Genomic DNA, 11,805 nt, shown 5'->3' on the forward strand with positions numbered 1-11,805 from the left:
TTGCCGTTGACAAATAACAACGGCTCCCTTATTCTGCAGCGAAAATTGAATAGAAAGACCTGCTTATCTAGAGTGGTGGAGGGAAAGGCCCTGCGAAACCACAGCAACCGGCCCATTGGGCGACAGGTGCTAAATCCTGCCGAAAGGCGAAGATGAGAAAGGCGCTTTTAGTTATTTGCCACACCCGAAAAGCCCCTTCTCATACCGAGATGGGGCTTTTTTCGTGCCGCCCGCGGCACCTGAAAGTACGAGAGAGACATGTCCTACGGCATTGTGACTGAACAGATCGCCACCTTCGACACCGAACTGCGCCTCGAGAGCGGCCGCATCCTCGGGCCGATCGATATCGCCTATGAGACCTACGGCACCCTCAACGCGGATTGCTCCAACGCTATCCTGGTGACCCACGCCTGGACCGGGAGCGCGCATCTGGCCGGCCGCTACAGCGAAGACGAGAAGCGCGCCGGGTGGTGGGACGACATCGTGGGTCCTGGCTGCCTTCTCGACACCGACCGCTACTTCGTCATCTGCTCCAACGTGATCGGCTCCTGCTTCGGCTCAACCGGCCCGACCTCCCTCAACCCCAAGACCGGCAAGCGCTACAACCTCAGCTTCCCGGTGATCACGGTGCGGGACATGGTCAAGGCCCAGGCGCTGCTCATGGACCGGCTCGGCATCGAGAAACTGTTCTGCGTCCTGGGCGGTAGCATGGGGGGCATGCAGGCCCTGGAATGGGCCACCCAGTATCCGGACCGTGTCGCCTCGGCGGTGGTGCTGGCCACCACGCCGTCCCCGTCGGCGCAGGCGATTTCGTTGAACGCGGTGGCGCGCTGGGCCATCTTCAACGATCCCAACTGGAAAAAGGGGGAGTACCGCAAGAACCCCAAGGACGGCCTGGCGCTGGCCCGCGGCATCGGCCACATCACCTTCCTTTCCGACGAATCCATGACCGCCAAGTTCGGCCGCCGCTTCTCGGCCCGCGACGGCCAGTTCGACTTCTTCGGCCAGTTCGAGGTGGAGCGCTACCTGAACTACAACGGCTACAACTTCGTGGACCGCTTCGACACCAACTCCTTCCTCTACCTGGCCAAGGCCCTCGACCTCTACGACGTCGCCGCCGGCTGCGAGTCACTGGAGGAGGCCTTCGAGCCGGTTAAGGCACCGATCCAGTTCTTCGCCTTCACCTCCGACTGGCTCTACCCGCCGGCGCAGACCGAGGAAATGGTCGTCTCACTCCAGAACCTGGGCAAGCCGGTGGAGTACCATTTGATCACCTCCGCCTACGGGCACGACGCCTTCCTGCTGGAACACCAGACCTTCACGCCGATGGTGCAGACCTTCCTGGAAGGCATCAGCCTCTAACCGCACCGCACGACCTGTAGGGGCGAATAATTATTCGCCCCTACAGGTGCTCGCAAAATAAAAAAGGGCGGATGATCAAAATCATCCGCCCTTTCTGCATTATTTCGGAGCTGCCCGCTATTGCCAACCCATGATGGCGGCGACGTCCTCGTTGAGCACCATGTCCTCGCCGCTGGGAGTCACGAAGACCTTGACCCGGGAGTGGTCCGCGCTGATCAGCATTTCCTTGCCTCCCTTGAGCGCCTCCTCGTCCCGCTTCAGGTCCACCTCGATGCCGAACTGGCTCATATCCTTCAGCGCCATGCCGCGCACCGGCCAATCCTCCCATCCCTCACCATAGGTGAAAACGATGGCGTCCGGCTTCCCGGTGACAGCGATGTAGGCACCCAGGTACTTCCTCAGCCGGTAGGATTCCATGTCGAGCGCGAGTTGGCAGCGAGCGTCGCCCACCACCGCCTCGTCCACCACGGTCCGCCGGCTCACCCGGCGCCCGACGATGCCGGCCAGGCCGCTCTTCTGGTTCAGAAAGAGGTCGAGTTCTGTCACCGAAACACCCGCCTCGTTGGCCATGAACGGGATGATGCCGGGATCGATGTCGCCACAGCGGGTTCCCATCATGACCCCTTCCAGCGGGGTGAGCCCCATGCTGGTATCGACCGATACCCCGTTTTTCACGGCACAGAGGGAGACGCCGTTGCCGGTGTGGATGGTGACGATGTTGGCGCTATCCAGAGCCACCCCTGCCAGTTCGGCCCCTCTTCTGGCCGCGTGCAGGTGGGACTGGCCGTGGAAGCCATAGCGCCTGACGCCGTGTTTTTGGTACCACTCGTAGGGAAGCGGGTACATGTAGGCGGGTTCGGGCATGGTCTGGTGAAATGCGGTATCGAAGATGGCGACCTGAGGGAGCTCCGGGAGGAGTTCCTGTGCCGCACGGATGCCGGCGAGGTTGGGGGTGTTGTGCAGCGGCGCCAGGGTCGCCACCTCCCTGATCGCCTCGACCACGTCCTCATCGATCAAAACCGATTTCGTGAAGCGCTCTCCGCCGTGCACCACGCGATGGCCGATAGCCTTGATATCGTGGGCCTCGGAGATCAACCCCTCGCCGGTCAGGGTATCGAGGATCAGCCGTAGCGCATCCTTGTGGTCAGCGCACTCCCCTTCCAGGTGCTTGGCGTCCGCCCCGGGAACACGGTGGGTCAGGAAGGAATCCCCTACCACGATCCTTTCCACCATGCCGGTGGCCATGACGGCCTGGTCGCCCCAATTGTAGAGTTGATACTGCGCCGAGAACCTGCGGCAGTTAAGGGTGAGAATCAGCATGCTGCTAAACTCCGATCCGGGCAGTATAAACCAGCCGTGCCCGCTGCTATTGCGTATCTCCGGGAAAGCTACCGGGATGTCAGCTACGATACGTGTGGAGAGTATGATCGGTGGGATGCCGCGGTCTTCACGGTTTCGCATTGACGGAACGTCCATAACTAGCACTATCCGTATAAAAGTGCAAACAGTAACGGGTATGACAAAAGGAAACTAACGGGAATCATTGAGGATGAAGTCGGCAATGACGGGACGGTGGTCCGAGGCCCTGCGGGTCCCAACCCAGCAGCGCTGGGCCTTGATTCCGGGGGTGGTCATGATGTGGTCGATGCGCATCCAGGACTCCCTCAGCCAGGGCACCTTGTTCTTGAGTAGGAAATGCCCGTAGGTGTAACCGTACCCCCTCCCCCCCTGGGCGAAGGCATCGGCCAGTCCCGCGTCCCTCAAGGTCTCGCAGACCAGCGAGTGGTCCGGCGAATTGAAGTCGCCGGCGACGAGAACTTCCCCCTTTTCCTGCGCCAGGTATTGGGACACCGCCCGTGCCTGCCGCAGGCGCGTGTCCACGTTGGCCTCGAACCGGTCGATGGCTTTCGGGATGTACCACGCGCCTCGGCGCGCCTTGCGGAAGGCGTTAAGGCCTCTTCTGGGGGTCTTAAAGTGAACGTCGTAGAGGGAGATATCGCGCGAACCGACCTGCACCCGGCAACGCAGGAAGTATTCGCCCTCTCTTTGATCGTACGGGAGATCGTGCACTTCGACGTTGGAGATGGGAAACCTGCTGGCGACCAGATACTGCCCTTCGTTGTGCATCTGCCACCCCGCCAGGTAGTCCGCCAGCGGCCCGTCACCGGCTTCCACGGCGTCCTGGAACAGGATGATGTCTGGCCGGGTTCGCGCCAGTTCCTCGATGAGCGGCATCAGGTCGCGTTTGCCGTACTTGACGTTCCAGGTCATGACCCGAAGCGTCTGCGGCGAATTAGCCCATGCCTTGCGGGGTGCCCAATGCCAATCCATGATCGGTCCGAAAACCCACAGAACACCAAGGAGCGGCACCCACACCAGGATCTTTGCGCTGCGGCAGGCGGCAAGGGCCAGCAGCAGGCCCGGAACCGCCCAGATGAGTTGGGGGAGGTAGAAGTTCAAGGCCCCGACCCAGAAGCGGTCGGGGCCTGCCCAGTTTAGAATGGTGATGGCGGCAAGCAAAAGGACGTACGCGGCGTTCAGTCCCAGGAGCCAGTTGAACATACTCATCCGCCTGCCTCCTTTGCGGCGGGGGCTGTGCCACCCTGCCCCATCGCCGCCACTGCCTCGCTTCAAGGCTTACACATGCTCTTGTTCCAGAAACAGGCCACCTCATGAGGCAATTGGTGCCAGTACTGCCCTTCGTACTCCGTCCTGATATGGTCCAGCAGTTCCCGATACAGTTCATGAGGATACTCGTCATAACCGAGGTCGCCATCAAAACTCATGTAGTCGGGGTGGGTGATCAGCAACGCCATGCCGCCATGCTCCGCGATCCAGCGCAGTTTCTCCTTCCAGATGCTGATATCTTTCTCCCGGAACAGGATGAACACCGTGAAATCCTGGGGGAGCGTGTAGGGAAGCACCACGTACTCCCTTCCCGGGACCTTGGTCTGCTGCACCGGGAAGATCGTTTTCAATCCATCCGACTGTGGCTCGAAGGGATCGGTATCAAAGGCGGACGCCTCGTAGATGATATCCAGCTGGTGCAGCCACTCGAAGTTGTGGTAGACGCACGGAGAACGAAAGCCGACGGCTCCCCATTCCTTCAGGTAGCTGTTGATCTGCGCAGCATGACGTTCAAAGGTCTCAGCCGATTCGTAAAGCTTCCTGTTATGCTCCAGGCCGTGCACCCCCACCTCGAACCCGTGCGTAACCAGATGTTTGCGCAGTTTGGGAGAGAGATCGTAGTCATGTGCGACGAAGTTAAAGGAGGAGCGAAAGCCTAGTTCCTGCTCGAGTGCCATGAGCTGTTCGCACCGTGCCACACCGCGCGCCGTGTCCACATCGTGAGTCAGCACCACCGAAAAGCGTCTTCCCTGCGGCCACCCCGGGAAGCCAGGAGGTGTCGCGCCAGCTTCTGGATCTATAGGCCAAACATTCTGAAAGACATGGCGTTTATATCTTGCCACCACGCTGCGCAGCATGATCTGAAACCGACGTGACATCCAAGGCTTCACCCGGTAATAAACGCGTGCGAGAGCCTCCTCGATAAACGGCTTCATGACCTCTCCTTTGCATGCCGCACGGGACTCGATGATAAGGCCGGTGCGCTGTCGGTGAAGGGATAAAGATTAAAAGCTACGATTAATTAGGAAACACAGAGACAAAATATATCCAAAGCGACGCGCAATGCAAGCACCTGCAACGGGGGGCGGCCCGGCCGAAGAGCCTCTTTTCACAGAGACAGCCGCGGGAGGATATGCTATGTTTTGCCATCCGCGGGGGCGGGTCCACCTCCCCCCGGAAATCCCCGCACGCCCCCGCACCACGAGGACCGATGCCGCTGTACATCCACACCAGCAACCTGATGGAACACCTGGTGGACCGCCTGGAAAAGGTGGTGCGTGCGCCGCGTCGCGCTCCTTGCAACCCGTTCGAGAAGGAACTGATCGTGGTGCAGAGCAAGGGGATGCAACGCTGGCTTGCCATGGAACTGGCCGCCCGCATCGGCGTCTGGGCGAACGGGGAGTTCCTGTTTCCGAACCGCTTTGTCGAAGGTGCCTTCGCCGCAGTGCTCCCCGATGCCCAGAGCGAGGCGACGCTGTTCACGCCCGAGGTGATGACGTGGCGGATTCTGGGGCTGCTGCAACAGTCGGCGGGGAAGCCGGGTTTCGAGGAGATCGCCAGCTACCTCCAGGACGACGCCGACGGGCTGAAGCGGATGCAGCTAGCCCAGCGCATCGCCGACACCTTCGACCGCTACACCGTCTACCGCGATCAAAAAGTCCGGGAGTGGGAACAGGGGAAAGAGGAACACTGGCAGGCACAGCTCTGGCGTTCCCTCACCGACGGGGTGACACAGAAGCACCGCGCCCGCCTGCTGCAAGACTTCCGTGAAGCCCTCGATTGCGGCCGGGTTCCGGCCACGCGACGCGTCTCAGTAATCGGCATCCCGTCCCTCCCCCCCTTCCACCTCGAAGTCCTGTCGCGCATGGCGCAGCACGCGGAGGTGAACCTGTTCCTTTTGAACCCATGCCGCCAGTACTGGGGAGAGATCGTTTCCGAGCGCGAACTGGCCCGGCTTGAGAAGCAAGGGGAAGGCGAGCCGCAGTGGTACGAGACGGGGAACCCGCTGCTGGCATCCTGGGGCAAGCTCGGGCGGGACTTCTTCAACGCCATCATCGACGGCTGTGGCGAGCACGACAGGCACGACAGCTTCGGCGGACTGCCGCAGGGCTCGCTGCTGCATGAGGTCCAGGCGGACATAGTGGAGCTGCGCGGTGCCGAAAGCGGTGTGCGCCAGGTTCAGCCCGGCGACCTCTCCCTGAAAGTACACTCCTGCCACTCCCCCATGCGGGAAGTCGAGGTTCTCTACGACACTCTGCTGTCGATCTTCGACGCCGATCCGTCACTGTCGCCGCGCGACGTGCTGGTGATGACCCCGGACATCGAAAGCTATGCCCCCTATATTTCCGCGGTGTTCGGCAATCCGGAACCCGGCGCCGAGCGCATCCCCTATTCCATCGCGGACCGCAGCCTCAAAAACGAGGGGGAGGCGGCGCAGGCGCTCCTTGCCATCCTCGGCCTCTGCGGCGGCCGCTATGGGGTCGCAACGGTGCTGGACATCCTCGAATCTCCCCCGGTCGCGCGCCGCTTCGGCCTGAGCGAAGACGACCTGGAAACGGTGCGCGACTGGCTCCGGGAAGCCAACGTCAGGTGGGGCATCGACGCCGCCCAGCGCGCCGAGCACGGGGTTCCACCCTTCCACGAGAACTCCTGGGCTGCCGGCCTGGACCGGTTGCTGCTAGGCTACGCCATGAACGGCGACGGACGCTCCTTCTACAACGACATCCTTCCCTTCGACGACATGGAAGGGGGCGTGGCGCTGGTGTTCGGGCGCTTCCTAACCTTCTGTGAAAAGCTCTTCGCCGACACCAAGGCGCTCTCCCGCACCAGGACCCCGGCAGACTGGGTGCCGGTCTTGCGCCGGCTCCTCGATGACTTTATCCTGCCGGACCAGGACGGGGAGCGAGAGGTCATTTCACTGATCGAAATTGCAAAGAAGCTCGGGGAGTGCGGCACCGAGGCTGGTTTCCAGGGAGAGGTCGGGATCGAGGCTGTGCGCTACTGGGTCGAGCAGCAATTGGGGAGCTCCGAGCGCGGCTTGGGCTTCCTGACCGGCGGGGTCACCTTCTGCGCCATGCTCCCGATGCGCAGCATCCCATTTCCGGTGGTTGCCTTGATCGGCATGGACGAAGGGCAGTTCCCGCGCCGCAACCCCGCGCAAGGGTTCGACCTCATGACCGCGGACCGCCGTCCGGGCGATCGCTCCCCGCGCGACGAGGACCGCTACCTGTTCCTCGAGGCGCTCCTCTCCACCCGCAAGCGGCTGCACATAAGCTACGTGGGGCAAAGCATCAAGGACAACGCGGAGCTGCCCCCGAGCGTCCTCGTCAGCGAACTCTTGGACTACCTCGAGAGGTGCTTCGTGACGCCGGAAGGAAAGCCCGCCGGACAGGTGCAAAAGCACCCACTGCAGCCCTTCAGTCAGAAGTATTTCACCGGCTCGCCCGGCCTTTTCAGCTACTCCCGGCATAACTGCGCCGGCGCCGTCGCGAAGCTGTCCCCCCCGGCTCCCCCACCGCCTTTCCTGGCAGCGCCGCTGCCGCCGTGGGAGGAGGGAAGCACCGTCACGCTGAAGGCGTTGATCGATTTCCTGTGCAACCCGGCCAAGGAGCTCCTGCGGCGCCGGCTGGGGATCAAAATCGAACAAGGGGTGGAGCCGCTGGAGGAAACGGAGGCGTTCGCGTTACCGAGCCTCACCAAGTACCAGTTGGAGCAGGAAATGGTTGACGCCCTCTTGCAGGGGGAAGACCTGGACATTCCGTACGCCGTAGCCTGTGCGCGCGGCGACCTCCCGCCCGGGGTCTGCGGCTCCGCGCTTTACCGCAAGCTCGGGGAGCCGGCTATCGAGTTTGCCGCCAAGGTCCAGGAAGTGGCCGGGGGCGCAGAGCTCCCCCCTCTGGACCTGGACCTGAAACTTCCCGGTGGCCGGCTGCTCGGACGCATCGAGAAAGTGCGGGCGGAGCGGCTGGTCCGCTATCGCTACACCAAGCTGAAAGCGAAGGACCAGTTGCGGCTCTGGGTCGAACACCTGGCGCTGAACTGTGCCAAGGCCGAGGGATATCCGTTGCATAGCAGCTTCGTGGCGGCGGATTCGACCATCCACCTCCCCCCCATCGAGCAGTGCGTGGAGCACCTGGACCGCTTGCTGGAGCTGTACCGCAATGGCATGACCCATCCGCTCAAGTTCTTCCCTGAAACATCACTCGAGTACGCCAAGAAATCGCGTGACCCGAAGAAGGCGGCCAAGGCCTTTTCCGACGCTATGGGCAAGTGGCGCGGCAGCGAGTTCTCCAAGGGCGAGGGAGAAGACGATCATTGCCGCCGCTGTTTCGGCGAAGAAGGACCGCTGGATCAGGAATTCGCGGACTTAGCACTCGAGGTATGGGGGCCGCTTCTGGACCACCAGACTGCCAAGACCGCCTCTAAAAAGAAATGAAACGATTCGACCTCCAACATACCCCGCTTGCCGGGCGCAACCTGATTGAAGCGAGTGCCGGCACCGGCAAGACCTTCACCATCGCCGGGGTGTACCTGCGTCTGGTGCTCGAGCAGAAGCTTGACGTGTCGCGCATCCTCGTGGTGACGTTCACCGAGGCCGCCACCAAGGAGCTCAAGGAACGCGTCCGCAAGAAGCTGAAGGAAGCCGAGGCTGGATTCGACGCCGGCACGAGCGAGGATTTCCTGGTCGCCGGTCTGCTGCAGAGAACCACCGATCACGCCGAGGCCCGGCGTCTCCTCGCCAGCGCGATCAGGAGCTTCGACGAGGCCGCCATCTTCACCATCCACGGTTTCTGCCAGAGAATGCTGCAGGACAACCCGTTCGAAAGCGGCTCGCTCTGCGATACCGAACTCGTCACTGACCAGGGTCGGATCCTGATGGAGATCGCCCAGGACTACTGGCGCATCAACTGCTACGGCGCACCGACGGAGCGAATCGCGGCCGCCGACGCCGCCCGTATCACGCCGGAATCGCTGCTCAAGCTCGCGCAAAGGGCCTGCAGCGACCCCAGCGCCAGCATCATCCCGGACCCGCCCTCCGACACCACCGATATCGAAGACTGGCTGCTGGGGCTCAAGCGCGGCTTCTGCGATTACCTGCGCGCAGAACTTCCCAAGCGCAAGCGGCTGAAGAACGTGCGCTCTTTCGACGACCTGCTGGTTGACCTGCACGCCGCCCTCACCCGCAGCGGCTCCACGTTGCCGCGCCTGATCCGCGAGCGCTACCAAGCCGCTCTAATTGACGAGTTCCAGGACACCGACCCGGTCCAGTTCGCCATCTTCGACGCCATCTACCCCGTCGGTCATGACGCGCCCTTTTTCCTCATCGGGGATCCCAAGCAGGCCATCTACAGCTTCCGCGGCGCCGACATCTTCGCCTATATGGGTGCTGCCGAGGCAACAAAACAGTGCCACACCCTGCTGCAGAACTTCCGCTCGGAAGCGGGATTGATCGAGGCGGTGAACACCCTGTTCGCCTCGCGCGACCTGCCGTTTCTGTACCCGCAGATCGGCTTCACCAAGGTGGAAGCGGCTCCGAAGGAGCACAGCAGGCTCGTCGAGACGGGAGAGAGAAAAGCGCCGCTCAAGTTCTGGCTCGCGCCGCGCAAGGACGCGGGCAAGCCGATCAACAAGGGGGACGCCTGGGATGAGCTCCCGGAAACGGTGGCCTCGGAAATAGCGCGGCTGTTGCGCGACGGTGCGGCGGGGAAACTGGCCATCGAACAGCTGAAGCAGGAGGCGGAGGAAGAGCGCTGGGTGCAGCGCCCGGTCCAGCCGCAGGACGTCGCGGTGCTAGTGCGCTCGAACCGTCAGGCGAAACTGATGCAGCGCGCCTTGACGCGCAGGGGCATCCCAAGTGTGCTTTGCAGCGCCGGGAACCTCTTCGAGTCGGACGAAGCGGCGGAACTCCTGAGGCTCCTTTCCGCGGTGGCCCAGCCGGGGCACGAGTCGCTGCTGCGCGGCGCCCTTGCCACCGATCTTGCCGGGGTGAGCGGGGCGGAACTCGCACAGCTCATGGAAGACGAGAAAGGCTGGGAGGAGATTCTAGAGGAATTCCGGGGCTATCACGACACCTGGAATACCGGCAGCTGCATGTCCATGGCGCTGCAGTTTATGGAACGGCGCAAGGTGCGGGAGCGCCTCCTCGGCGAACCGATGGGGGAGCGGCGACTTACCAATGTGCTGCACGCCATCGAGACCATCCACCAGGCCCAGGTGAAGGAGCGTCTTGGCATGGAGGGGGTCATCGCCTGGCTCGCCTGCCGCATAGCCGAGGAGCCGAAGAAAGAGGAGTACGAGATCCGGCTGGAGACCGACGAGGCCGCGGTGCAGCTCGTAACGATCCACAAGAGCAAGGGCCTGGAATACCCGATCGTCTTCCTCCCCTTCTGCTGGGCCGAGTACAGCGGAAAAGACGAGGGAGTCCTCTTCCACGGCGAAGACGGCAAGGTGGTACTTGACGTCGGCTCCGACGAGATCGAGGCCAACAGGGAAGTGGCTGCGCAGGAAGCACTGGCCGAAAGCCTGCGGCTCCTTTACGTCGCCCTGACGCGTGGCAAGCACCGCACGTACCTCATCTGGGGCGCCTTCAAGGACGCGGGCGACAGCGCGCTGCACTACCTGCTGCACCCGGACCAGGCAACGAGCAAGGGACAGGTGGCGCTGAGCGACGACGAAATCCGGCAGCAGCTGGCGGCCCTGGCCGATACTTCCTCCGGGGCCATCGAACTCCTTACCATGCCACCGGCCGATCTGGAGCAGTATCTGGCGCGGGATGCCGAAGTGCCCGAACTGAACCCGGAAGAGTTCCAGGGGATCATCCAGCGCGACTGGCGCGTGGCGAGCTTCACCTCCCTTTCCAGCCGCCGGCACCACACCGCCGAACTTCCCGATCGCGACGAAGCAAGTCCGGTCGAGGAAAGCCCGCTGCGCGACGTCGATCCGACCGGCATCTTCGCCTTCGCCAAGGGGGCCAAGGCCGGCATCTTCCTGCACAAGATCTTCGAGGACCTCGACTTCACGCAGGCGGGGCAGCAGCTGGCGCCCCTGGTCGAGGAGCAGTTGGACAAGCATGGTTTCTCCGCCGAATGGAGCGGGGCCGTGTGCGACATGGTGCAAAATGTTTTGCAGGCGCCGCTGGGGGAGCAGGGGATCACCCTGGCCCAAGTGACCATGGAGCGGCGTCTGACCGAGCTGGAATTCTTCTTCCCATTGGCCCAGGTCACCTCCGAAGGGCTCAAGGAAGCGGTCACGTGCTTCATGAATAAAAAAGGCGCGGCGGCCGGGTTCCCTGTGGACATGGCCGACCTGTTCAGCCGTCTTTCCTTCTCGCCGGTGCAGGGGATGCTGCTCGGCTTCATCGACCTCGTGTTCGAGCGGGACGGTCGCTACTACATCGTGGACTGGAAGTCCAACCACCTCGGCAACAGTGCTGGGGATTATGGGCCAGCCGCCTTGAAACGGGAGATGGAGGACAACTTCTACCCGCTGCAGTACCTCCTCTACACCGTGGCCCTCGACAACTTCCTGAGGCTGCGCATCGCTGATTACGACTACGACCGGCATTTCGGCGGGATCTTCTACCTGTTCCTGCGTGGCATCGATGGCACCGGCAACGGCGTCTTTGCCGACAGGCCGCCCAAGGAGTTCATCGCCGAATTGGCCGCTGTGCTGCTGCCGGAATCGGTGCGCTCCTCCCACACCCAGGATCAAGCAAATAAGCCCAAGCCGGGTGGAGCGGGCAAAAAGCCCAAGAAGGATGTGGTAGAGGGGCAGTTGAGTCTTGATTTGTACTGAGCATCGAAACCAACGGGGATG

General features: G+C 62.5%; 6 protein-coding genes and 1 riboswitch. Of the genes, 3 read left to right on the top strand and 3 right to left on the bottom strand.

Annotated features, from left to right (window positions below; all coding sequences use genetic code 11):
- The first annotated feature begins 60 nt into the window (after nucleotides 1–60).
- Nucleotides 61–159, top strand: a riboswitch (SAM riboswitch).
- Nucleotides 160–258: 99 nt separating this feature from the next.
- Complete coding sequence (gene metX / locus JFN90_RS19770; protein WP_199396844.1) at nucleotides 259–1,362, top strand: homoserine O-acetyltransferase MetX; 1,104 nt, start codon at nucleotides 259–261, stop codon at nucleotides 1,360–1,362.
- A 117-nt stretch (nucleotides 1,363–1,479) separates the two neighbouring features.
- On the opposite strand, the gene JFN90_RS19775 is transcribed toward metX, so the two are convergent.
- From JFN90_RS19775 to JFN90_RS19785, 3 genes are all read right to left on the bottom strand, one after another.
- Nucleotides 1,480–2,682: an acetate kinase gene (locus JFN90_RS19775; protein WP_199396845.1), complete on the bottom strand. Its 1,203-nt coding sequence runs from the start codon at nucleotides 2,680–2,682 to the stop codon at nucleotides 1,480–1,482.
- A 210-nt stretch (nucleotides 2,683–2,892) separates the two neighbouring features.
- Nucleotides 2,893–3,930, bottom strand: coding sequence for an endonuclease/exonuclease/phosphatase family protein (locus tag JFN90_RS19780; protein ID WP_199396846.1), 1,038 nt, complete (start codon nucleotides 3,928–3,930; stop codon nucleotides 2,893–2,895).
- Between the two features lie 62 nt (nucleotides 3,931–3,992).
- Nucleotides 3,993–4,925, bottom strand: a complete 933-nt coding sequence (locus JFN90_RS19785) for a polysaccharide deacetylase family protein (RefSeq protein ID WP_199396847.1) — start codon at nucleotides 4,923–4,925, stop codon at nucleotides 3,993–3,995.
- A 275-nt stretch (nucleotides 4,926–5,200) separates the two neighbouring features.
- On the opposite strand from JFN90_RS19785, the gene recC reads away from it, so the two are divergent.
- Together recC and recB are read left to right on the top strand one after the other, a co-directional pair.
- On the top strand, nucleotides 5,201–8,425 hold the full coding sequence (gene recC / locus JFN90_RS19790) for an exodeoxyribonuclease V subunit gamma (protein ID WP_199396848.1): 3,225 nt from the start codon (nucleotides 5,201–5,203) through the stop codon (nucleotides 8,423–8,425).
- The gene (recB, locus tag JFN90_RS19795; protein ID WP_199396849.1) at nucleotides 8,422–11,784 is read left to right on the top strand and encodes an exodeoxyribonuclease V subunit beta; all 3,363 of its coding nucleotides are present in this window, start codon (nucleotides 8,422–8,424) and stop codon (nucleotides 11,782–11,784) included. The genes recC and recB overlap by 4 nt, the downstream gene beginning before the upstream one ends.
- Nucleotides 11,785–11,805 lie beyond the last annotated feature (21 nt).

Origin of the sequence: Geomonas propionica (assembly GCF_016458235.1) — a bacterium.
Taxonomy (GTDB): domain Bacteria; phylum Desulfobacterota; class Desulfuromonadia; order Geobacterales; family Geobacteraceae; genus Geomonas; species Geomonas propionica.